The sequence below is a fragment of the Auritidibacter sp. NML130574 genome, from assembly GCF_003185725.2.
GTDB lineage: Bacteria > Actinomycetota > Actinomycetes > Actinomycetales > Micrococcaceae > Auritidibacter > Auritidibacter ignavus.
On the sequence record NZ_CP031746.1, the window covers coordinates 607,990 to 631,953 of the forward strand.

Genomic DNA, 23,964 nt, shown 5'->3' on the forward strand with positions numbered 1-23,964 from the left:
GGTTCCTCACATCCGGAAAATTCCGTAAGACCGATCGGACTCGACCTGTCTATTCGCAATGGCCGACAACGACAGCCCCAGCACCGTGCGGGTATCTCGGGGGTCGATGATCCCATCGTCGTAGACGAGACCCGAGAGAAACAGTGGCAGAGATTCGTCTTCGATCTGTTGCTCGATGGCAGCTCGGCGATGTTCCAGCGCGTCGACATCGACGGGTGTACCACGGGCTTGGGCCGAAGCTTTCGCCACGGAGGTCACCACATCGGCCAATTGGGCGCCACCCATAACTGCCGATTTGGCCGAGGGCCAGGCGAAGAGGAAACGCGGGTCAAAGGCACGGCCGCACATCCCGTAGTGGCCGGCCCCATACGAGGACCCGATCAGCACAGAGATGTGGGGAACCGTGGAGGTGGACACCGCATTGATCATCATCGAACCGTGTTTGATGATCCCACCCTCCTCGTAGGCGCGACCGACCATGTATCCGGTTGTATTGTGTACAAACACCAGGGGAGTGGCTTGCCGGTTGGCAATCTGAATAAACTGGGTGGTCTTTTGTGCTTCCTCGCTGAAAATCACGCCCTTGGCGTTGGCGATCATGCCCACCGGGTAACCGTGGATGTTCGCCCAACCGGTCACCATGCCAGCACCATAAAGAGGCTTGAATTCATCAAAATCCGACCCATCAACGACCCGGGCAATAACCTCCCGCGGATCGAATGGAATCTTGAGGTCATCGGGCACGATGCCGAGCAACTCTTCCTCGTCGAAGACCGGTGGCATCGAGGTGGCAGGCGCGGGGCCTGCTTTGCGGTGGTTGAGCCGGGAGACAACACGGCGTGCGATACGCAATGCGTCTTGCTCGTCGTGGGCGAAATAATCGGCAAGCCCCGAGGTTCGCGCGTGCATTCCGGCTCCACCCAGTGATTCATCGTCGCTCACTTCGCCGGTGGCGGCCTTCACCAGTGGTGGTCCGCCAAGAAAGACTTTCGACTGGCCTTCGATCATGATCACGTGATCACTCATGCCCGGAAGATAGGCGCCTCCCGCAGTCGAGTTGCCAAACACGATTGAGATCGTGGGGATGCCCTCTTTAGACAGCTGGGCTAGTCGCCGAAAGGAATCACCCCCCGGGATAAAGACCTGACTCTGTGTCGGTAAGTTCGCCCCGCCTGATTCGACCAAGGTCATCAGCGGAAGCCGGTTTTTCAGTGCAATATCCATGATGCGCAGTTGCTTTTTGAGCGTGAATGGATTTGACGTACCGCCGGCAATCGTGGGGTCGTTAGCAATAATGACGCATTCAACCCCGCACACGGTTCCGATGCCACCAATGATGCTGGCTCCGACGGGAAAATCTGATCCCCAGGCCGCGACGGCGCAAAGCTCAAGAAAGGGGCTGTCGCGGTCAATGAGGAGCTCAATGCGCTCTCGTGCGGTGAGCTTACCGCGGTCGCGGTGACGGGCCACGGCACGCGGACCACCGGCTGCAGCCAGTTGCTCGAAGACCGCATCGATCTCGGAGATTTTGTGCAGCATCGCTTCTTCGCTCCGCTGGAACTCCGGGGAGGAAGTGTCGATGGTGCTGATGAGACGAGTCATGAGGATACTCCGAATCCGGTCGTGAAGTTATCGTCGAGGCCCGAAAATTCCGTGACGTCGGACGGTAGTGAAACGTGACGACTGCGCAACCACTCGGCCACACCTTTGGCCTGTGCATCAAAGCGGGCACCGAAGGCGACGCCTTCCCCGAGTGCGTCGTGAATGACGAAATTCACCGCCCGTAGCTTGGCCAGCTCGACACGGTCCATCGGGAGATCTCGAAATTCTGGGAGCAACTCTCGCAGTCGTTCCGGTGTGAGCTCTTGGCGTAGCCAAGTCCAGCCCGGGTTGCTACGGGCCCAGACACCAACATTGATCGTCCCGCCCTTATCGCCGCTACGGGCACCGAAATATCGGCCCAACGCAACAGAGGATTCCGTGGCATCGGACGAGGACTGAGTGATGGTGGGTCCCTGCCCGGTAGCAGGGGAGTGCTCGTCCAGATCCGTGGGTTCAAGTCGCAGAGTGCGTTCAGGTGGCACAATGACTTCTGCCGACCCGTCGGGGTAATGCACGCGGTGAGTTGGGATGGTCTGGGGAACGAATTCCGGACGGAACCGGCCATACACTTCGGCTTCTTTAGGTGGAGAAGATAAGAAGATACCGGGAACGCTACCCAGTGCGATCTCGACAAAAATATTTGCCAATTTTCGTCCCACCACCTGGGGGTCATTGTCGCGAGCGACCAGGGTCAGGCGGGCGCTCGCTTCCTCTTGCACGGTCGCATCGGAGTGATCGGTGCGCGCCAACGTCCATTGCAACTGCTGCGGCATCGGTAATCCAGCGGTGTTCAGGGCGTGGTGGAACTGCGCTTGAATCAGATTCGCCTTGGCATCGACGTCCAGGCCGGTGAGATAGACGGTCATCTCCTGTCGAAATCCACCGAGTTCGGTAGCTGAGACCTTGAGGGTCGGTGGTGGGGCTTCACCGAGGATTCCGCTCAACGCCACTCGATCGGCACCGAGATCGGTGACCGTGATGGAATCTAGTCGCAGGGTGGCATCCGGGCCGGGATATCTGGCCCCGGCCACCTCGTACAGTAACTGAGAGATCACCGTCTCGGCGGTGACAGCACCACCGGTGCCGACGGGTTTGGTGATCACCGAGCTACCGTCGGTGGCTATCTCAGCGATGGGGAATCCGGGACGGATCAAGTCGGGGATCTCGGTAAAGAAGGAGAAATTTCCACCGGTGGCCTGCATCCCGCACTCGATGACGTGGCCGGCGGCCATCGCCCCGGCCAGGGCATCAAGATCATCCCGTTCCCACCCGTGATACCAGGCAGCTGCACCTGTGGTCAGCGCAGCGTCGGTCACCCGCCCTGTTACCACGATCCGTGCCCCTGCCCGTAAGGCTGAGGTAATGCCAAAACCACCCAGGTAGGCATTGGCAGCTAGTGGTTGGCCCAAACCGAGTTGCTGACTGCGGTCAGTCAGGTCATCGCCGTCCACATAGGCCACCGGAAGCTCAGCTCCGGTCTTCGTCACCAGTTGATTGATCGCCTCAGCTAGCCCGGACGGATTCATCCCGCCCGCATTGACGACTACACGGGCATCGGTGGCAACCAAGGCCTCCAGCGAGTGCTTCAGCTGAGACAAAAACGTGCGCGCAAATCCTGTGGTGGGATCCGTTGCCTTCTGCCGGGCCAAGATCAGCATCGTGAGTTCTGCAAGGTAGTCACCGGTGATGACGTCCACGCCGGCCCGAACCATTTCGTCGAAAGCGGCGAAGCGATCCCCATAGAACCCGGAAGCATTACCGATCCTCACCACCGGGCCATCCTGGTCAGCCAAGATAGCGTCCGCATTCGCAACACCACGAGGACAGTGGCCAGTTCGGGTGGGTAAGGGATTGTTCCTGCTGTGCTCGGAGTCCATGCTCACGTGCCTTCCCGTGGGAGCGGATTGAACGAGTCGTGGACCTCATGTTGGCACATTTTTTGACAACAAGCAAGCGTGATTGTTTTTTCTTCATTAAGGGTGCTAATGTGACCTGCATCACGATAGACACGGTGTAACCGGTGTAAGCCACCATGTCGTTGGCGTCAGAGAGGCAAATATGACCGAAGAACCAGACGATCTTGACCAGTTTGACCTCGAACAGTTTCGCGCAGGCGTCCGATCGTTCTGCGACAAGGAAATTGTCCCCAGAATGAACCAGTGGGAGGACGCCGGAGTCTTCGACGCCCACGAACTGTTTCCTAAGTTGGCCGCAGCAGGGTACTTAGGGCTGGGGTATCCCGAAGAAGACGGTGGGGAAGGCGCGCCCATGGAGTACCAGATGGTCTTCGCCGAGGAACTGGCCAAGGGGAATACCGCTGGAGTGTCGATGGCAATCAACGTCCAGATGCACATGGCTACGCCATCCTTGGCCCGTTTTGGTAGTCCGGAGTTGAAAGAGCAATATCTACGCCCGGCCCTTGAAGGGCAACAAGTGGCAGCCATCGCGGTGACAGAACCCGGGGCCGGATCAGATGTCGCAGGTCTGTCCACCAAGGCCCGTCGCGACGGTGACGACTGGGTGATCAATGGTGGCAAGATCTTCATTACCAACGGCACTCAGGCCGACTGGTTCTGCATGTTGGTCCGGACGTCCGATGAGGGCGGGTATCGGGGGATGTCGCAGATTATTGTGCCCTCAGGGCTTGCTGGGTTCACCGTCTCGCGCCCGCTCGACAAACTCGGGAATCGTTCCTCTGACACCGTTGAGCTACACCTCGATGAGGTGAGGGTTCCGGTATCAAATACGATCGGTAAGATCGGTCGGGGATTCCAACAACAGATGCAACAGTTCGTGGTCGAGCGTCTCTCGGCGTGTTTCACAGCCGTCGGTGCCAGTGAGTGGGCGCTCGCTAAGACCCGGGAATACTTGGGACAACGTGAGCTATTCGGGGCACCCCTTGCCGCTCGCCAGTACCCCGTGTTCAAGCTGACCGAGCTTTCTGCCCAACTGGAACTATTGCGATCGCACAACGAAAAGATGTGCCGGCTATCTCATGCCGGTGCAGACATTACTCGGGAAGCCACCGTGGGCAAACTCGTAGCTGGACGCTTGCTACGCGATGTCGCCGATACGGTGCTACAAGTCCATGGGGGCATGGGTTATATGGAGGAGAACTGGACGAGCCGATTCCTCCGCGACGTGCGGTTGTCCTCGATCGGCGGTGGCGCCGACGAGGTCATGCTCCAGGTGCTTGCCCGAATGGATGGCTATCCGGTTTAACCTCTCTTCTCGATGCTCTGCGCTACTGGATCCTGGCCTGCGGTTTGCGCCTCTACTGCTTCTTACTGACCCATACATTCACCAGGAAGTGAACATTATGAAACCCGATACCAGTACCGTCGACCCCGTTGATCTCAATCTTGCCCGTCGTCATACGGTGGGCGACGCGTTGACCCGCGCCGCCGAGAAACATCCACAACAGATTGCCGTTGTGGAAGGAGAACGACGTATCAGTTATGCCCAGCTGGACCACGATGCCGAAGCGATGGCCCGCGGGATTATTAATCTCCCCGACGCCCCGGAACAGGGAGAACCGGTCGCCATCATGGTGGCCAATAGCGCGGATTTTCTGGCAATCTACTTTGGGATCGCCAAATCCGCGCGAGTGGCATTACCCATCAACTACGCGCTAACGCCGTCAGACATCGCCTGGATTCTCGACGATGCCGGTGTGCGGACTGTCATCATCGACGACGCTATGCTACCCCTGCTGGAAGCAACGATTGCCGAAGGGGTCACGATTGACAATGTCGTTGTGCGCGAAACCGGAACCGGTGCGGTCGAGAACGAGGCTGCATTGTCGATGGCGACGAACTATGCGCGAGTAGATCTGACAGATCTTTTGGCCACACCGGTGGACGATGAACTGAGACTCATCATTTCCAGTGACGACATCGTTCAGTGTCTCTACACGTCGGGAACCACCGCTAGACCAAAAGGTGCCCTAGCAACGCACAGCGCGGTGGTGACCGGTGTGATGTCTAATGCGGTGTTGATCGGAAAAGATTGGGGTGAGCACCCTGGCACCATGCTGTTATGTTTGCCGCTGTTCCATGTCACGGGGCTGAACACCCTCGCTAAGCCCGTGTTATTTCTGGGTGGCACGTTGGTGCTTCAGCAAGGGTTCGATCCCGCTACTGTTCTTGACGCCATTGAGCGAGAGAAAGTTACGGTTTTCACGGGTCTACCGATGATGTGGGCAGCCCTGATCGCCGAAAACCAGCGCCAAGCTCGGGACCTGTCATCGATGGAGACCGCCATGTACGCAATGGCACAGATGCCCGAACGGATTTTGGCAGGTATGGATGCCATGATGCCGAATGCACGGAAAGTGCTGGGATCGGGACAAACAGAAGTTGTGCCGGCGACGACGTTTCAACGTACTGATCATCGACACGGTAAGAACGAGTCGTGGGGAGTGCCCTCCCCAACGGTGCGCACCCGAATTATGGCTCCAGACGGTAGATTGTTACCTCCCGGAGAGGTTGGTGAAATCGTTTACCGCGGTCCACACGTCACCGCGGGGTACTGGAATCGGCCCGATGCCAATCAGGAGGCATTTCGTCACGGATGGTTCCATAGTGGCGACGTTGGCTACATGGACGACGAAGGCGTTGTGTGGTTCGTTGACCGAGTCAAGGACATCATCAAAACCGGCGGTGAGAATGTCTCGTCGATGAAGGTTGAGCGAATCGTTGCCGATGCCCCCGGAGTCATCGAATGTACCGTAATCGGGACACCTGACGATCATTGGGGTGAGGCCGTCACAGCCGTAGTTTGTAGCGATAAGGTTCCTGCCGTTTCAGAAGTGAGTGCTGAACAGCGACAACAGATTGCCTCCGAGGTCGAGGCAGAGATTCTGTCTCATGTGCGCGACCACCTGTCCGGCGTGGAAACACCGAAGAGAGTGTGGTTCGTCGAAGCCTTGCCGAAGACGTCAACTGGCAAAATTCGCAAGAACGTTTTGCGCGAAGAATTTTGACGCCCCTCAAGCTCTATCTCGGGTGTGTGGTGATGATGTCATCACCCGGCGCGGTGGCGTCTGAGGTCTAGGATTGAAACTTATGACCACTTCCAGTGCTTCCTCACAGTCCCACCGGTCGCACGAGCCTAAGCAGGATCGTAGCCGTGCTACTCGAGATCGAATCCTGCGGTCTACTATCAGTTGCCTGGCAGAATCCGGTTGGCACGGTGCGACGATGACGTTGATCGCTCAAGAAGCCGGGGTGAGCCGTGGTGCGTTGCAACACCATTTCCCGACCCGCGAAGATCTGTTTCTGACAGCAATCGACTACATGTTTGAGGAACGAGAACAGGCAGGGCTCCAAGCACCTAGATCGCAGGCTACCCCGGGGGATGACTTCGACCATATCGTGGAGAAAGTCCTGGAATATTACGCTTCCGACGTCTTTAAAGCCGCCCTGCAGATCTGGTGCGTCGCTGCGTCCGAACTGGCCCTCAAAGAGCGTATCCGGCCACTGGAAGATAAATTCGCACGTGGCATCTATACAGAAACGGTGCGGATTCTCAACGCCGATGTCTCCGATGAGCGTACTCGTCGTTTCATCCAGACGACGCTGGACTTGGCTCGCGGACTCGGGTTGGCTGATCTGTTGAGCGATGACTCGGACCGGCGGAAGAAGATAGCGCAGTTCTGGGCCGCAGAGATGCGCACCATTAAGCGGCTGGATCCGGAAGAACAGGGGTAAACCCGCACCTTGCCGGTGGATCTACAACCCTGGTATGGATCGTTTTTTGAATAGTGGTTGTACAGCACCGAAACGTCTTCACGAAGATGCACACCTGCTGGTTTAACGCGTTGGGCTTTGGGAATCACGTGCCCGGAACGAACAGCAGATCTCGAGTTGTGAGTCCTCTTGGCTTGCCGTCTTTGACGCTGATCAGCGAGGCCGCAAGCAAACACCTCTCGGTCTGCGGGGGCCGTTCAAGCGGTGTGAATCCGGTTGTCCCCATTGCTTTTCGTCTTCTAGAACCTAGGCCTAACGATTGTGCACGTTCTTGTCGTAAACACCAAACAGGGCTACTAACGGGCCCAGAACCCACCCCACATCGGGAATCACGACGAGGAGAACGGTTCCAATGATGAGGAGAGTGATCAACCGTATGGTTCCACGACGTCGCAGAACATCAGGACTCTTTTCTCGATGTGTGTCTGTGCCAGTCGTGTTGTTGTGATCGACGGTGTAGCGAGTCTCGTTGTCAGGCCCCCGGTTGGACCGTCTAAGAGGACGCGTACGGTCTTATCACCCTTATTGGAACGTTGAAGAATGATCAGTTCAGGATTGGCTGGTTCTGGAAAATCGATGATTGGTTCTGGAGCCCCAGGAGTGAATGAGGAATCGGGGAACTGTTTGCGGTGATGGAGCGAGCTGGCAAATCGTGGGGAGTGCCCTGGGGCCACTTCTTGTGATGAGTGGGCCTATAGTGCCTGGCTGGTTGTTCCGGTTCATACTGATAAGCAGGCGGTACATCGTAGCTATCGGACTCAGCAACCGGAACCGGATAGAACGGCATGGTACTGTTCCAGTCGTTGCTGAGCTCAGAGGACCGAAGCGCATGAATGGTAAGTTCTGTGGCCTGCGCTACCCCTTTGCTGGTGGAACGTCATCACAGAGGACTTCGAAGTGGTCTGCCTCCTTCAAGACCTGTGCAACGTCGCCGTGAGGCAAGACAGAGAGGCTATCGGGAATGGACTGATTCAAGGGAGCCCATGTCCCGGCTCTGGGAGGACGAAATGAATCTCGGTGGAGGGGTACCAGTTTTGGGATTGAGTGCTCTGCCTGAAGAGATATTCCTGAACTTCGCGCGCATACCCTGAGGTTGCCAACCGGTGTGCTTCAGAACCGTAGCGTAGAGCGTCCTCACGACTGAGGTATCCCAGCAACTTGCCGTTGTTTCGAACACTGATCGCCATGGGATCATGCGGATTATCGGGATTTGGCACCAACGACAAGGAAAGATTGGCGTGAACAAATTGTTGTCGCGGAAAAATCGAGCACGTTGGCAATGTTCTTGGTGTAGAGACAAGTGCCCACGACCTCGATGGAGCGGCTGGGACCCCATCCTGGAGCTGGAAAGGTTCTACGACGAGGTGCTGATGGCCCTGTAGCTGATTGCTGCACTATGGCTTTTGTGTTCTTTTCCCTTGTGGTCAAGTGGTCTTGGTCCTCAGATTGGTACAGATAACTCGCGTGCCGGTTATCGAAACAAACACAAGCTCCTGCCTGCAGTCGTGATGGCAACGTAGATCCGATCTGAGATGCAACGCAGGCCAACGCGTCACGGAGGTAGGCGAAACAAGCCATGACACCTGAATCGACCACGCTCATGAGATAGTCACTAACATAGAGGCAGATCGAATCACGGTCTGCCGAACGTTGGACCGGTCCGGTGGAGTACACCAAGAGAACGTGGTTAGTCGTTGCTGTGGAACACGTCAGGAGATGACAGATGACTGCAACAAAAATGCCTACTGTGGCGGCGTCTTCACGGCGGATGTCGGCGCTGGATAAATGGCTTCCGGTATGGATCGGGCTGGCCATGCTCGCTGGATTGTTATTGGGACGATTCGTGCCGGTTCTTGCTGATGTGCTGACCCAGCTGGAGATCGGTGGGGTTTCGGTGCCGATCGCGTTGGGGCTATTGGTCATGATGTATCCAGTGTTGGCCAAAGTCCGTTACGACAAAGTCGTCGCCGTTACCGGAGATAAAAAACTTCTCGTGTCGTCTCTGGTGCTGAACTGGCTTGTTGGTCCTGCAGTCATGTTTATTCTCGCCTGGGTGTTCTTGCACGATCTACCTGAGTACCGGACCGGACTCATTATCGTTGGGCTTGCTCGGTGTATTGCGATGGTGGTGATCTGGAATGATCTGGCCTGCGGTGATCGTGAAGCCACGGCGGTTTTGGTGGCGATAAACTCCGTGTTTCAAGTGCTGATGTTCTCGGTGCTTGGCTGGTTTTATCTCACCGTTTTGCCAGGCTGGCTCGGCCTCGGAACAGACGGGCTCGAGGTCTCGATGGGTCAGATCGCTCTAAACGTGGTGATCTTCCTGGGGATTCCGCTTCTTGCCGGATTCGCCTCCCGGTGGATCGGCGAACGGTACCGGGGTCGGGCCTGGTACGAACGCCGGTTTCTCCCACGTGTCGGACCGTGGGCGTTATATGGGCTCCTCTTTACCATCGTGCTCCTCTTTGTGCTCCAAGGGGAAGCGATTATCAACAACCCGCTTGACGTGGCACGGATCGCTCTGCCCTTGTTGGTGTATTTCGTGGTGATGTGGTTTGTGGGCATCGTGGCAGGCAAGAGTCTGGGTCTAGGCTACGCGCGGTCAACAACGCTGGCGTTTACCGCGGCAGGTAATAACTTCGAGCTGGCCATTGCGGTCGCTATCGGTACCTTTGGCGCCACCAGCGGACAAGCTCTGGCTGGGGTGGTTGGGCCACTGATTGAGGTCCCGGTGTTGCTGGGACTGGTGTACGTCTCCCTCTGGATTGCCCGCGATTGGTTCAATACCGATCCGTATCCGCCCGAATCCGCCTCACAAGTTACGAGTGTCTCATGAGTCAGCCGACACTGACCTCTCCGGAATGTACACCCACCGCCCTCCAGGCCATGCGTGCCGACTCAGCCGACCGTCTCGCACCCCCTGACCGTTCTCAGGACTGTTGGTCTCGTCGACTCGGAAGGTCGTGTGACCCGGGTGTGGAGACCTTCGACCCGGCTTCCGCCACGGACACGCCACCGGCGCGGAAACCTTCTGTTGCACCACAAGAGATCGATGACCAACTGGGTGGTCTCGTCACGGAATTGTCTGGCACGGCTACCACTGTGCCCAAGCGACTCGTCACCCATATTATCCGGGAGTCATATACCGTCGCGGTGCACACCACGACGAGCGCCCCGGAGCTTCTGCGGCGGACCAAATGCTTCGCCACCCAACGACTGGCTGATCTGACCCGGGTTCACACCGCCGTCGCACGACAAGTGCTGTTTGTCTGTGTGGCCAACGCTGGATGTTCCCAGCTTGTAGCTGCCGTTCTGCACGATAGCACCGACGGATACGCGGTGGCTCGCTCTGCTGGTTCTGCTCCGGCCGACACCGTGCACCCGAATGTGGTGTCCCTGCTGACCGACGTCGAAAGCCAGACTGCGCGGGAGCGTTTCCCCAAGCCTCTCACGTTCGATGGGGTGCGACGATATCTGCCCCATTATTCCTGGGGTACGCTATCAAGACTGGGCCGTGAGTGATCCCGTTCTGGCCTCACCCGAGGGGCTGATTGCCATCTTGCCGGAGATACAACCACGTGTTCGCACGCTGGGCCCAGCACTTCCTTCATGCCGAAAGAGGACCCGTCCATGACCACCCAAAGACCCGATACACCCTCTGTGCTGTTCGTCTGCGTCCACAATGCCGGGCGCTCCCAAATGGCCGCCGGTTATCTGCGCCATTTGGCAGCAGACCAGATCGAGGTGCGCTCGGCAGGATCGATGCCCGCTGAGCAGATCAACCCTGTTGCCGTTGCTGCTATGAGCGAAGAGGGAATCGACATTACCGCTGAGCAACCCAAGGTGCTCACCACCGAGGCCGTGCAGGACTCAGATGTGGTCATCACGATGGGATGTGGGGAGGCCTGTCCGATCTATCCGGGCAAGCGCTATGAAGAGTGGACACTTGACGACCCGGCAGGCCAAGACCTCGAGGCAGTGCGTGTCATCCGTGACGAGATCAAAACGCGAGTACGGGCCTTGATTGGCAGCCTCTTGGAGCCCAAAACGGGTTTGTGAGTTTCTGTGGTGTGGAGAAGACACAACAGGCGGGGAACTTCCATCACATTATGGTCGTGCGAATGCCTCTGAAGGGTCTGGGTGGTGCCCGCAGGGCACGGATGGGCTGGCTGAAGTAAAGGTCACCGGCCATAAGGTTCGGAATACAGACAGTCCAACACTCACGTGCCTCGCGCAACACCGATGCAGACCTATGGCCCACGATCGGACCCTTCGCCAAATACGAGCTCGGTCCCTAACTCCACCATCAAGTCGACCATCACGATTGCCTTCTCGTAGTGCAACGTGTCGATGGACTAACGGCCTTGTCCCCAGTTGGCAAAGCATCTAGTGCCTCGTCGGTACGTCCTCGGATATCGTCCACGGTTCGCACCAATCTTCCCAGCGCGTCTGCCCAGCTTCGAGACCGTAGCCGACCTCCAACACCAAGGGGTGACCGTCGGGCAAGCCGTACCACACGGAATTGACGTCACGATGAGCCACGTCCCGACGAGCTTGCAGGTGTGAAAATATAGAAGCTATTGGCTCCTGGCGGAGACCCACTGACCCGACCTCACCTCGAGAAGGGGTGAGTTTGGGTTAGTTTGGCCGCTGGGTTCGATGAAATCGGAGGCTAGTTGAGCAAATACCAGAGTGTCGGTCCACTCGCCTTTGCTAAACCAGTCCGCGATGTGGTGTGCTTCGAGTCGTAGACCGACGCGGCGAGCCAAGGCCGCGGAGGCGCTATTGCGTGCGTCCATCTGCGCAGTAATTCGGTGAAGTCCATAGTGCTCGAAACCCAGGGCCAGGACAGCTCGAACGGCTTCGGTGGCAAGTCCCCGTCCGCCTACGCGGGGGTCCAGCACCCAGCCGATTTCTGCTTGGCGGTGCTGGTGATCGGTAAGCCACAGCATTACGTCGCCGACCGGCACACCTTCGTGTTCGATGACCAGTGCCACCGCTCCGCACTCACCACCGATATCGGACTTGCTCAGACGGTCAGCTACCTTGCGTCCGGTCACCTCTTCCGTCCACGGATCATCCAGTAAATACCGGGCCACTTCGGGTTGCGAGTAGAGCTGATACAGCCACCCGGTATCGTTTTGCTCATGTAGACGGAGTCGCAGTCGTTGCGTGCGCAACGGAAATATAACGGGCGGTACCAGATTGAGTCGGTAGTGGATCAATTCCTTGTGTTCTCCGGCGGGTGTGGCCCCGACACTTCGCGCCACCTTACGGAAGCCAGCTGCTGCCAGGCACCGTTGTGACGCCTCGTTGTCAGGTAGCGTGCGCGCTGTCAGTGTCTGCAGCCCGTTACGATGAGCGAAACGTGACGCCAGTTCCAAGCCTCGGCGAGCGTGCCCGGTTCCTCGTGCATCGGGATGAATCCAAAAACCGACTTCGGCATCGTCGTGCCTGATGTCAAAGAGCACCAAGGAGCCGACAAAATGGTCTGTCTCGGCGTCGGCGAGTGCCAGGACTGCCAATGTACCGGACGACAAGCCCGCCGGAGCCTGGTCACGGATCGCACAACCGGTCACGATGGATACAAGACCCCAGTGCGGAACGGAGGCCTCGAATAGCGTCTATACCGGCTATGAACTGGGAATTCGTCCCAGTGCTGCCATTTGGAGATTAGCTTGCTGAACCGCTAAGTGCCCGGCACACCGCTACCCCGGCTGGCCTCCAAAGAAGGGTGAACCAGGCGGGATTTCGCGCGCAACAATGCTCTCGGGTGGTGTGACGACGTGCTCCTCTGGGTAGGCTCCGAGAGATCCTGCCTGAGTGCGCGACACCGTTTGCTATTTCTCCTGATCAGAGCGTGTATGGACTCCACGCAACGACTAGGAGGTCCCCATGTTGCAGTTCAATTTGCTGCAGAGGGTCAAGGGAACGATGAAGTACCGGTAGACGCATGGGTATGGCACTCGCGGTTGCGACTTCACCGAAGATGTTTGAGCTGTGGGCCCACCGTCATAGGGCTACTGATAGTCATCGGCGAGGTCGCAAGTCTAGAGCGACTTCGCATCGGTCGCTTGAGCGGTCGCCTCGCGAACTGAGGGTCGGCCGATGTCGAGGACGCGAAGCTTCCCACCAGCCTCGGCCACTGACTCGATGCGTCGGAATTCAGAACCATAGTCCTCGGCAAACTGCGCGAGACCCTTGAGCTTCGGTAGAGCATCAGTACGATGCGCGGGTGGCTGAAGCAGGCCAGACGTGATGCCGGCACTGAGCCGGGCGCGACAACGGATGAGCTTGAAGAGCTGCGCCGGTTACGGCGTGAGAACCGGGAGCTGCGCCGGGCCAATGAGATTCTCAAAACTGCGTCCGCGTTTTTTGCAGCCGAGCTCGACCGCCCCTCGCCGAAATGATCGCCTACATCGATATGTACCGTGATCGGTTCGGGGTCGAGCTCATCTGCCGCACACTTGCAGCACGCGAGTGTGGATTCATGACGTCGCGTGGTTATCGGGCAGCGAAGACCCGCCCGGCCTGCGAACGCCAGATCCGTGATCGGGAACTGACCGTGGTGATCAAGGACCTGCATGCCCGCAACTACGGGGTCTACGGCGTTCGCAAAATGTGGCATGCGATGCGCCGAAGCGGCTGGAAGGTCGGCCGTGACCAGGTCGCACGGCCGATGCGTCAGGCCGGAATCAGCGGCGTGGTCCGCGGCCGGAAACCGCGCACCACGGTACCCGGGCGCACACCGGATGAGCGCCCGGATCTGGTGATGCGGGACTTCAAAGCACCGGCCCCGAATCGGCTGTGGGTTGCTGACATCGAGCGCCACGAGGTGCTCTCGAACCTTGCGGTGGTGAAAGGACACCGCTCGGTGCCTGTCGCAGCAGGCGTGTGATAGCTGGAGGACGATCTGGCCCGTTGGCGTGAGCGGGTTGGGTGGAGCAGTCCTCGACAACGACGAGTCGTGCCAGAACTGCCAGATGGTACGGGCTCGGCTAGCGAGACGGAGAGGCATACGGATAGGAACCAGTGGCTGAAAGCCCCTCAATACGAGACCACCGACTCCAACCTGGCGGATGCGGGTCGGGTTGCATCGCGCACCCTCACTGCTTCGGCGGTGAGGGGAACTCCTGGACTGGGTGATGTCGCCAGTCGGGAGGCCACGGTGAAAGCCTGCGGCGTAGCCGTGGCGAGGATGCTGGGGCATAACTGGGTGCCGATCCCGTCGAAGGGTTCGAGAGTGAACGTGGGAACCATCCCGGTCTCGCCGGAGGTGCGTCGCCGCCAGCGACGACACCGACGGCTGAGCGCACGGCCTGCTGATCGGGCCGGGATGGGACGGAGGGCCCGTAGTAGTCCGAGGCTGGGAAAGCCGGTCGCATGGCGAAGGGGTCCAGTGTGATCGCAGGATCGACAAGCGGTAAAGGAGACACAGCCGTGAATGCGGATGTTTCGTGGCCAGCCGACACTTCGGAGGCGTGGGCACGGGTACTGAGAATGCAGACGAAACTGCACCAATGGGCGACGACCGACCCCGGTCGTCGTTTCGATGATGTGTTCAACCTGGTCTATGACCCCGGCTTCCTCGTTGCGGCGTGGAATCGGGTGGCGGGCAACAAGGGAGGTCGCACCGCCGGAGTTGACGGAATCGCCCCGCGATCCGTCCCACCGGAGAAGGTGCACGGGATGCTCGCCGAGCTGCGCGAGAGCGTCAAGCGCGGCGAGTTCGTCCCCGAACGGGTGCGTCAGAAGTCGATCCCGAAAGCGAACGGCAAGGTCCGCAAGCTCGGGATTCCGACGATGACGGACCGGATCGTTCAAGCCTCTCTGAAGCTGGTGTTGGAACCAATATTCGAGGCCGACTTCCAGCCGTCCTCGTATGGGTTCCGGCCGCGCAGGCGGGCACAGGACGCGATCGCGGAGATCCATTTCTACGCCTCACGTGGCTACGTGCAGGTGTTTGAAGCGGACATCACCGCGTGCTTCGACGAGATCGATCACGACGCGCTCATGCAGCGGGTCCGGGCGAGGATCGTCGACAAGCGCGTGTTGCGCCTGGTCCGCGGGTTCCTGAGAGCGGGTGTCCTCAGTGAGGACGGCGTGAACAGGGACACCTACACCGGCACCCCGCAAGGCGGGATCCTGTCGCCGCTACTGGCGAACATCGCCCTGTCCGTGGTGGACGAGCACTTCCAACGCAAGTGGGATGCGCTCGGCCCGCAATGGTCGCGCACGAAGCATCAACGCGCCGGGGGCGCGACGATGAAGCTGGTCCGCTACGCGGACGACTTCGTCGTCCTCGTCCGAGGCACCCGCGAGGATGCCGACGCGCTCTGGGACGAAGTCGCCGCGGTGCTCGCGCCGATGGGTTTGCGCCTGTCGGCCGAGAAGACGACGGTCACGCACATAGACACCGGGTTCGACTTCCTCGGGTGGCACATCCAGCGCCGCCGGATCAGAGGTCACGGTGGGAAGACCGCGATCTACACCTACCCCTCACGGAAGTCGCTGGCTTCCATCCGGGACAAGGTGCGGACGCTGACCCGCCGGGCATCCCATCGAACGCTCGCAGACCTGCTGCGCCGACTCAACCCGGCGCTACGGGGCTGGTGCGCCTACTTCCAGCACGGCGTCGTCAAACACCTCTTCAGCTATCTCGACCGGTTCGCCTTCTGGCGGATCGTGGGCTGGCTGAAAAAGCGGCACCCGAAGCTGAACATGCGCACCCTCGTCAGGCGACTTCTGCCCCGGTGGCAGATCCGCGCCGAAGGGATCGAGTTCTTCCGCGCCTGGCAGGTTCCCGTGACCCGCTACCGCTACCGAGGAACCCGCATCCCAAACCCCTGGGCGAGCGTCACGGCGTGATCACATGGAGAGCCGGATGCTCAGGAATGGGCACGTCCGGTTCGGAGGGCGGCCAGCAGAAACCCATCCAGCGGCAACGCGGGCAGGGCGCTGCTGGCCGACCCTACACGTATGTGCGCACATCGTATGGCTTCGTGTACACCGCGTTCGTCATCGATGCGTACTCCCGTCGTTTCGCCGGCTGGGCGACCAGATCATCGATGACGACGCACGCGCTGTCCTTAGAAGCGCTGTAGCACGCGCTGAACACCGCGACCACAGGCAGTGCTGAACTGGTCCATCACTCCGATCGTGGCTCGCAAGGCGGATTCAACTGGTCGTCGCAACACCTTGAGGTGAGAAAGGTGTTCAAGGATGGTGACCAAGGACTGGAGCATGAAGATCGGCGAGGTCCCGGAGGGGATGCGGCGGCAGTGGCGCGCGGACCGGGCGTTGCGGCCAGCAATGCGTTCTCCGGGCAGACCGCAGCCATCGAGGGCGGTGCAGCGACAATTCTGGCGCCTGATCGCGGCCGGGGTCACGACAGCGGAGGCAGCGCTGGCGGTGGGGGGGTGTCGGTGCCGGTCGGATCGCGGTGGTTCCGTCACGCTGGCGGTATGCCACCGCTGACGTTGACGGAGCCAACTGGTCGTTATCTCAGTTTCGAGGAGCGAGAGGAGATCGCGATCTTGCGTGCTCAGGGACGCGGTGTCCGGTCGATCGCGCGTACCCTTGGGCGGGATCCGGGCACGATCAGTCGGGAGTTGCGCCGCAACGCTGCTACCCGCAGCGGGAAGCTGGAGTATCGCGCCACGGTGGCCCAATGGAAAGCCCAGGAGGCCGCGAAACGACCCAAGACCGCGAAGCTGGTGGCCAACCTGCGGCTTCGCGACTATGTCCAGGACAGACTCTCTGGGAAGGTCACTGGCCCGGACGGGACGCCGGTGGAAGGGCCGGTCACGCCGACGTGGAAGGGGTTGAACAAGCCTCGTCGGCAAGATCGACGGTGGGCCACCAGTTGGAGCCCGGAGCAGATCAGTCACCGCTTGAAGCTGGATTTCCCTGATGATGAGTCAATGCGTATCAGTCATGAGGCGATCTACCAGGCGTTGTTCATCGAAGGCCGCGGCGCACTGAAGCGTGAGCTGGTGGCTTGCCTGCGAACGGGCAGGGCGTTGCGACAGCCCCGTGAGCGTTCCCGGAACAAACCCGGCGGTCATGTCGGCGCCGAGGTCGTGATCAGCCAACGCCCCGCAGAAGCCGCTGATCGTGCTGTTCCAGGACACTGGGAAGGTGACCTGGTCATCGGGACCGGCCGCTCTGCGATCGGGACCTTGGTCGAGCGTCGCAGCCGCGCGACGATCCTGGTCCACTTGCCCCGCCTCGACGGCTGGGGCGAGCACCCTCCGGTCAAGAACGGCCCCGCGCTGGGCGGCTACGGTGCAGTCGCGATGAACGCGGCTCTGGCCGCTGCGATCACGACCCTGCCCCAGCAGTTACGCAAGACGATCACCTGGGACCACGGCAAGGAACTATCAGGACATGCCGCGTTCACTCTTGAGACTGGCACCAAGGTGTTCTTCGCTGATCCGCACTCCCCGTGGCAACGGCCCACCAACGAGAACACCAACGGCCTGCTACGTCAGTACTTCCCCAAGGGCACCGACCTGTCCCGCTGGAGCGCAGACGACCTCGACGCGGTGGCCCACACCCTCAACAACAGACCCCGCAAGACCCTCGGCTGGAAGACCCCCGCCGAAGTCTTCGGCGAAGCACTACAATCCCTGAAACAGGCCGGTGTTGCAACCACCGGTTGAACCTGCCCATTACGTTGCCATTGCCTACACTGAACGGCTCATCACCGCAGGAATCACCCCATCAGTCGGAACAGTCGGCGATAGCTACGACAATGCCCTTGCTGAAACCGTCAACGGCTTGTACAAGGCCGAGCTGATCTACTCCCAGCCGGCCTGGAACAGCCTGACCGATGTCGAGTTCGCGACCATGAACTGGGTCCACTGGTGGAACACCACCCGGCTGCACGAAGCACTGGGCTACAAGACACCAGCAGAAGTCGAAGCCCAATACACCGAAAGCCTCACCAACGATGAACTGTCTTTACCAACCATCTAGGAACGAAACCCAGGACGGTTCACATCGACGATGGGGTAACGAAACGGAACCCCACGGCAATGATCCTGAATCGCCTTGCTCGTATTGGTGTATCCAAGCGCCGTTACCGCATCACGGCCACAGAAATACACCTTGTCCTCATGCTCGACAGTTCGGATCGTTCCAAAGGCATCGTTAGTGAATACCTGAAGATCTCTCGTAGCCATGTTTGGCTCCTTCTAAGAGCCAGGATTGACGTGAATTCCAGCAAGCCACGGGTGCGGCCGCTTCGGGCTCTCACGTATACGCCCCTGAGCGTGCAAGAATCCGGACACCCAGTCTTGCTGAAATACTCAGGCCACTCGCTCACATGAGAAGCTTGAGCGGTGATGCAGTCCGATTCTTTCTCCCAACGCTCGACTATCCGCAGTATTGCGAATGTCCTGGCCAGTACTGATTTGCCGAGCCTAAGCGGAAGCCAAATCGACGAACTTCTCCTCGACATTGGAGCGCCACCGCGTGTTGCCGGGAGTAAGCGAGAAGGACTGTTTGGCGCGCTTACGGAGGGAATGTCCGCAGCGCAAGCAGGTCAACACACTCGTGAGTTCATAGCGACGGCGATGAGCCCGACACGGTATACCACCGATCGTCAGCGTTGGGATGATTTGCGCCGCTTGCTCAACAAGGTGCTGGCGACCGAAGGATGGCATATCGACGATGCTGGCGAGTTGACCCAACTCGCTGAGGCGGCACGCACATTCGATGATATCGAGCGTCTCACCAGCTCTCTTGTGGGGGAGCTTCAGCGGCGCAGTACCCACGAAGGCCTGATGGAGTATTGCAGCCAAGAACTGATCGCCGAGTCTCTGTTCCACGCGGTATCCGAGACAGCCAAGTCGATTCCTGACCGCATCCGCATCCTTACTGGGTCTACAGACGATGGTCAAAAGTTGTTCGACGCAGCTTTGGGAACAAACAATTCTGCCCCTAAGCTCGTGATTAATAGCTTTTCACGGAGTCGGAAAAATCGGAACACAAGGGTTTAGGCAGGTGCATGCAGACGTACACGCTGGTGGTTCAGAATGCGGTGGACCGTACTGAACTGGGGGTTGCAACTGCGGCGGTGCAGTTCTTCCGTAACGTCGGGTCCACGATTGGAATTGCGGTGCTGGGGTCGATCATGAGTTCGGCGATGATGCCTAAGATTCAAGAACATCTGCCTGCGGGGGACCAAGAATATGGGCGGCTCGATGGGTGCGGGTTCAGGGGTTGGTTCTGCCTTGGATCCGGCGAAACTTGAAGCCTTACCAGGCCCAATTGCCGATGCCATTCACCAGGGCATGGGCGAAGCGATGCATTTAGTTTTTGTAAGTGGCGTGCCCTTCGTTGCAGCCGCACTTGTATTGGCACTGTTCTAAGCAGCTGACTCTGAGGACAACCCACTAGAGTCGCTTGTCTGCTGGGGTGGCCGTTCCCGAGGTGGTAGAAAGTAGGCCCGCACCTCCCCAACCGCGACCTGCCAGGATGAACTGATTTCTCACCTGGCGGGAGGCGCTAAAGGAAAGTGCGGGCCCTCGTTGTGCAGGACTTAGCTCTTGCGACGGCGTGCAGCTACAAGTAGCGCAACACCAGCAACAGCAAGTGCACCAGCGGTCAGTCCAACCGGAAGTACCGTGGCACCGGTACGGGACAGGGAGTTGCCGTTGTTCGAAGCGGTGCCGTTTGAACCATTTGCACCAGTGCCGTTCGAATCATTCGAACCAGTGTTGTCACCTGAACCGCCCGAGGTGCTGTTCGGACCGTTGTCGGAGTCGCCTCCGTCTCCTTCAGCAGGAGCTTCCGTCTGTTTGTCGTCAGGCTTCCTGCTGTCGTCGTTGTCGGACTCACCAGGCTGAGCCGGTTCGTTTGGCTCCTGCGAAGGTGCTTCACCGGGCTCCTCGCCAGGCTGCTCCTCTGATGGTTCCTGTGACGGGGCTTGAGTTGGCTCCTGCGACGGCTCCACAGGTGGTTCCTGCGTTGGCTGTTCGCCTGGTGCTTCACTCGGCTTTTCACTTGGCGGAGTCGAGACGTCTCCGTCTTCACCACCTGGCTTGTGATCCACGACGAACGTGAGACGTTGCGTCTTCGCTGTCACACTGCCACCAGCCCTTCGTGCACCGCCCACCTCCTGCTTGGCGCGCGCCGTCACGTCGATCGTGTACGTTCCAGGTTTGGTGAATGCCCACGCAGTGTGCATGTGGGTTCCGGGCGGAAGAGGAATGTCTGCAGCCTTCTCGCTGGATGCGTACATCGTTTGAATGGAGCCGAGGTTCTCCGTGTAGGCAAACCATTTTCCGCCTTCAGGTGCGCTCACAGGTGTGAGTGTCATCGTCGCACCTTCGGGATACTTCATGCGGTCGAGTGTTTCGCTTGAGAACCCTGGCCACACACGGCCTGGTTGTTGAGCTTGCGGCAGAATGTAGAGTTCAGTGCCTTTGGGACCGAGGACGTCGTAGCTTGGGTTGGCAAGCACGTTGCCTTCACGCTTAACCTTCGCAAGTTTCGTGACTTCCAGGGTCGTCGAGTCGATAGTGCGTGTCACGGATTCCTGTGCGTGCTGTCGCGAATCGTCACCGAGCGCTACGGTCAGTTCACCATTGAGGTCCATGGCACGCAGGTCGACGTGTCCGTTATTAATCGTGACAGGCGTGTTGAGGAGACTTTCGTCAGAGCCGTCGTTTCCGTCGCCTGGGTTTGGTGTTTCACCACCGTCGCCTGGGTCGGGTATGGTGGTGGCACCACTTTCGGAAAACTGGGTCTGAACTGTATTGCCCGTGTTACTGACCTGTCCAAGGTCAATGGTGTCTGTATTACCAATTGCGGCGCGCGGCTGTGGCTCCAATGTGAGCCGTAGCGTGTACTCGTCTCCCTTGCAGTACTCGCGACTAACTTCGAGCGTACGGCGCCCAGGGCCACTTACACCATCTACCGCACACGTTGGTTCGTCGTAACCTTCTTCGTAAAAGCCACCCGTGATGTTGTAGATAAGAGAGTCATCAGCGGGTTTCGTGTCAATTGTGACTCGGTTGCCGTCACCTTGGGTGTGTGCGTTGACGGACACATCGCGCGAGTTCACCGTTACTTCGCCTGTTGAGAAGTCTCCGGCAGGTGTGTCAGGTGTTTCTGTGGGGAATTGCCCTGTGTTCGTGGTGGACACTGCTGTCTGCCCGGTGCTTGAGGTCAGGGGTGCACTGATCCAGCGTGCAGCACCCTGGGTGGGCACAAACACGGCCTGGAAACTTGATGTGTGAGATCCGATCATTTCGCTCCACGTTGCTTTACCACCCGTAACAGGGATTTCGGCGAGGTGGTAGCCGTCGATGTAGAACACGACCGTACCTTCAGCGGCGTCGTTACCAGCATTGAAAGTGAGATCAGTGAGGTTCTTATCGCCGTCTTTTTCATTGCCTGCGTGTGGGGCGATCGTGAAGCTCGGAGCGGAATTGCCCGTGACACCTGCGGCCTGGTCATACGCGACCCTCACGTCACCGAGCTTTTCGTCGGCGGGGTTGGTACCACCTACCCGCCACACTAACGTGGTTGGTTTTGAAGCCGTGAAAGAACCGTCAGATTTCCGCGCACTTGCATCGAAAGTGACTTCGTAGCGGCCCGGCTTTGTAAACGTGGTGATGTTGTGGGTGTGCGTACCTGGGTCTAACCACACTGTCCGAGAAACCTTGTCGTGGGAGGAGAACAAGCGAGTCACCGGTAGGTCGCCGAATGTCGAATAGTTGAACATGTTCATTTGGCCGGGGCCATTAAAGCCCACGAGTTCCAGGGCGAAATTCCCGTCACGGAACTGTTCAATAGGGACTGCGGTGTCAGCGCCGAAACCTGACCAAATGGGGCTATTGCCAGGCCCAGGGACCTGTGGGGCCATGTAGAGAAGCTGGCCGTCCTTGCCAAGAAAGCCGAGGCGGTGGTCGTTAGTAACTGGGAATACGTAGTTCTGGCTACCGTCATAGTTGTAGCCACGACCCACCCAGTTTGCTGTCTTGTCCAGCGGAGCTGTTTTCCCGTTCGACTGTGAGTTGATGTCGAATGTGTTCGCCTCTTTGTTCCAAAAAACTTTGGGCGCGTCAACGTGTGCTTTCGTCTCGACGCTACGATCGTCATCTGGTCCCGCGAAGGCAGGAGTGGTGGCGAACGAAAAAGCCGTAATTGCAACAGCCGCGAGTGAGGCACAGGTTGCACGAAATACGCGCATGAACCTCTCCTTTAATGTAAGTATTCTCACTGACAAGAGCCAGCGGAATAACACTACCATGACACAAGGAGACTTGCCGTATGCATAAGCATCCACGAATGTTATGCAGTATCGCTTATACGCCGCTTCAAACCGATAAAACAGGGTCAACGCGACGAGGGTGACGCTAAAGTGCACGCTCCCTTAGATAGCGGTTTAGGCGCGGGAGGTAGTGACTAGGGAACGCACGGGGTCTGATCTCCTTGCACATGACCCCAAGGTGTTACACCTTATTTCCGCAGCGTGAGTTTCGGTAGCGAATTAACGATCTTCACCGTCTCTACACTCACATAGGTGATCTTCTTGATGAGGTCCACAATGTAGCGCGGGTTTCCGTGCTCCAGACCCCAGTCGCTGGGGTCGTTGACAATGCCGGAGTCCTTGTCAGTCTTCACCTGGTATCGATCCAGAATCCACTCCAAGGCCGAACGTGACCCGAGCATGTATTCGTGAGCCTCATCCGGAATGCCCGTCAGTGTGATGTTGTCATTCACCACAATCTGCGTTTTGTTCGGCGTACGAGACTTCCCGCCCCAACGCAGCTTCTGCACACGATAGAAATCTAGGTCGTCAGTATCGCCAAACACGGCTTCTTCACCCAACGAATACTCCGGCTGCTCCTCATAGCGAATGTGCAGTTCCAACAGCTGCTCACCGGCTTCAACGAACTTACGGAAATCCTCCGCCGTGTCCGGCAACGAGATCTGCGGCAGCTGCCGTTTAAGGTCAGCCGTATAGGTGCTCCGATACAGCTCCGAATGAAGCAGAGCGTAAATGCTTGCGAAGATGTCGTCCTTCGTCACCCCGTCACCGAACGCTGCTTGGTAGCGCTGGAGCGCGTCATCAGAAATATTGTCGATCCGCCTGTATCCGTTGACGACGGTGTCACCCGAAACGCGGCCATCGGTCAGGTCGAACGTCCCCTGCGGATCGCTCGGCCCTGATGAGTCATCCAGCTTTTCGTACGTAAACCGTGGGAAGAACTGGCCAGTCTCAATTAGATGCAAGTCTGGGATCACGTTGACAGCCAAAACTGCAAAGTGGTGTCCTCCTCCACCCGACAAGCAATAAAACCCGTAGTTCTCCATTCCCGCTTCCGGGAACATCCGCGGAACCTGGCTGCGTTCATGATTGAGTCCCGACCCAAAAGCAAGACTGGATTTCATGAAGGGCCTGTAGATACTCCTGCGGAACGTGTCTGAGCTGATTTCAATCTGTCTGTCCCGGGCCGCCCAGTTACGCAAAGAGCGGGACCATTTGATCCTCGTTGCGTCCAAATACTCTGGATTGTCTCCAAGCCATTTCTGGACATCGGTTTCGTTACGGTGCTCACGCGGTTCAGCCTGGTAGGAAACGCGCACCTCATCA

18 protein-coding genes and 2 pseudogenes are annotated in these 23,964 nt (G+C 58.6%); 13 read left to right on the top strand and 7 right to left on the bottom strand.

Going from position 1 to position 23,964, the window contains the following annotated elements; all coding sequences use genetic code 11:
* Positions 1–6: 6 nt before the first annotated feature.
* Together DCC27_RS02805 and DCC27_RS02810 are read right to left on the bottom strand one after the other, a co-directional pair.
* Complete coding sequence (locus tag DCC27_RS02805; RefSeq protein WP_110111012.1) at positions 7–1,602, bottom strand: acyl-CoA carboxylase subunit beta; 1,596 nt, start codon at positions 1,600–1,602, stop codon at positions 7–9.
* A complete protein-coding gene (locus DCC27_RS02810; protein ID WP_110100986.1) occupies positions 1,599–3,479 on the bottom strand; it encodes an acyclic terpene utilization AtuA family protein in 1,881 nt (626 codons plus the stop codon). The genes DCC27_RS02805 and DCC27_RS02810 overlap by 4 nt, the downstream gene beginning before the upstream one ends.
* 181 nt (positions 3,480–3,660) lie before the next feature.
* Between DCC27_RS02810 and DCC27_RS02815 the strand changes: the two genes are divergently transcribed.
* The 3 genes from DCC27_RS02815 to DCC27_RS02825 all read left to right on the top strand — a co-directional run bounded on the left by DCC27_RS02815 (position 3,661) and on the right by DCC27_RS02825 (position 7,313).
* The gene (locus tag DCC27_RS02815) at positions 3,661–4,824 is read left to right on the top strand and encodes an acyl-CoA dehydrogenase family protein (protein WP_110100987.1); all 1,164 of its coding nucleotides are present in this window, start codon (positions 3,661–3,663) and stop codon (positions 4,822–4,824) included.
* Between the two features lie 97 nt (positions 4,825–4,921).
* Positions 4,922–6,586, top strand: a complete 1,665-nt coding sequence (locus DCC27_RS02820; RefSeq protein WP_168186063.1) for an AMP-binding protein — start codon at positions 4,922–4,924, stop codon at positions 6,584–6,586.
* Between the two features lie 82 nt (positions 6,587–6,668).
* Positions 6,669–7,313, top strand: a complete 645-nt coding sequence (locus DCC27_RS02825; protein ID WP_110100989.1) for a TetR/AcrR family transcriptional regulator — start codon at positions 6,669–6,671, stop codon at positions 7,311–7,313.
* 1,010 nt (positions 7,314–8,323) lie between these two features.
* Here DCC27_RS02825 and DCC27_RS12775 read toward each other — a convergent pair.
* The gene (locus tag DCC27_RS12775) at positions 8,324–8,632 is read right to left on the bottom strand and encodes an HIRAN domain-containing protein (protein ID WP_110100991.1); all 309 of its coding nucleotides are present in this window, start codon (positions 8,630–8,632) and stop codon (positions 8,324–8,326) included.
* Positions 8,633–9,075: 443 nt separating this feature from the next.
* Between DCC27_RS12775 and arsB the strand changes: the two genes are divergently transcribed.
* The 3 genes from arsB (at position 9,076) to DCC27_RS02845 (ending at position 11,411) form a co-directional block, all read left to right on the top strand.
* The gene (arsB, locus tag DCC27_RS02835) at positions 9,076–10,188 is read left to right on the top strand and encodes an ACR3 family arsenite efflux transporter (RefSeq protein ID WP_183145627.1); all 1,113 of its coding nucleotides are present in this window, start codon (positions 9,076–9,078) and stop codon (positions 10,186–10,188) included.
* Entirely contained in the window at positions 10,185–10,874 is a 690-nt protein-coding gene (locus DCC27_RS02840) for a hypothetical protein (RefSeq protein ID WP_146206421.1), read from the top strand. The genes arsB and DCC27_RS02840 overlap by 4 nt, the downstream gene beginning before the upstream one ends.
* A 108-nt stretch (positions 10,875–10,982) precedes the next feature.
* Positions 10,983–11,411 (top strand): arsenate reductase ArsC, encoded by a 429-nt coding sequence (locus DCC27_RS02845; RefSeq protein ID WP_110100993.1) that lies wholly within the window; start codon positions 10,983–10,985, stop codon positions 11,409–11,411.
* 518 nt (positions 11,412–11,929) lie between these two features.
* Here DCC27_RS02845 and DCC27_RS02850 read toward each other — a convergent pair.
* A complete protein-coding gene (locus tag DCC27_RS02850; protein WP_233242803.1) occupies positions 11,930–12,931 on the bottom strand; it encodes a GNAT family N-acetyltransferase in 1,002 nt (333 codons plus the stop codon).
* A gap of 648 nt (positions 12,932–13,579) precedes the next feature.
* Here DCC27_RS02850 and DCC27_RS02855 point away from each other — a divergent pair.
* The 5 genes and pseudogenes from DCC27_RS02855 to DCC27_RS02880 all read left to right on the top strand — a co-directional run.
* Positions 13,580–13,762, top strand: coding sequence for a hypothetical protein (locus tag DCC27_RS02855; protein WP_110100995.1), 183 nt, complete (start codon positions 13,580–13,582; stop codon positions 13,760–13,762).
* 80 nt (positions 13,763–13,842) lie between these two features.
* Complete coding sequence (locus DCC27_RS02860; protein ID WP_158278425.1) at positions 13,843–14,250, top strand: IS3 family transposase; 408 nt, start codon at positions 13,843–13,845, stop codon at positions 14,248–14,250.
* A 602-nt stretch (positions 14,251–14,852) separates the two neighbouring features.
* Positions 14,853–16,220, top strand: coding sequence for a group II intron reverse transcriptase/maturase (ltrA, locus tag DCC27_RS02865; RefSeq protein ID WP_233487926.1), 1,368 nt, complete (start codon positions 14,853–14,855; stop codon positions 16,218–16,220).
* Positions 16,221–16,595: 375 nt separating this feature from the next.
* Positions 16,596–18,016: pseudogene (locus DCC27_RS02875) on the top strand (IS30 family transposase).
* 4 nt (positions 18,017–18,020) lie between these two features.
* A pseudogene (locus DCC27_RS02880) lies at positions 18,021–18,332 on the top strand (integrase core domain-containing protein); the annotation flags it as partial.
* Here DCC27_RS02880 and DCC27_RS02885 read toward each other — a convergent pair.
* Positions 18,329–18,538: a BRO family protein gene (locus DCC27_RS02885; RefSeq protein ID WP_233242955.1), complete on the bottom strand. Its 210-nt coding sequence runs from the start codon at positions 18,536–18,538 to the stop codon at positions 18,329–18,331. The pseudogene DCC27_RS02880 and the gene DCC27_RS02885 sit on opposite strands and share 4 nt — an antisense overlap.
* 162 nt (positions 18,539–18,700) lie before the next feature.
* On the opposite strand from DCC27_RS02885, the gene DCC27_RS02890 reads away from it, so the two are divergent.
* Positions 18,701–19,357, top strand: a complete 657-nt coding sequence (locus DCC27_RS02890) for a TIGR02391 family protein (protein WP_246840154.1) — start codon at positions 18,701–18,703, stop codon at positions 19,355–19,357.
* A gap of 192 nt (positions 19,358–19,549) precedes the next feature.
* Complete coding sequence (locus DCC27_RS12140; protein ID WP_166769800.1) at positions 19,550–19,729, top strand: hypothetical protein; 180 nt, start codon at positions 19,550–19,552, stop codon at positions 19,727–19,729.
* Positions 19,730–19,899: 170 nt separating this feature from the next.
* Here DCC27_RS12140 and DCC27_RS02895 read toward each other — a convergent pair whose 3' ends face one another.
* Both DCC27_RS02895 and DCC27_RS02900 read right to left on the bottom strand, forming a co-directional pair.
* Positions 19,900–22,734 carry a choice-of-anchor M domain-containing protein gene (locus DCC27_RS02895; protein WP_246840123.1) on the bottom strand — a complete coding sequence of 945 codons (2,835 nt, stop codon included), beginning with the start codon at positions 22,732–22,734 and terminating at the stop codon, positions 19,900–19,902.
* A gap of 92 nt (positions 22,735–22,826) precedes the next feature.
* Positions 22,827–23,957, bottom strand: a complete 1,131-nt coding sequence (locus DCC27_RS02900; RefSeq protein ID WP_166769818.1) for a type ISP restriction/modification enzyme — start codon at positions 23,955–23,957, stop codon at positions 22,827–22,829.
* Between the last annotated feature and the right edge of the window lie 7 nt (positions 23,958–23,964).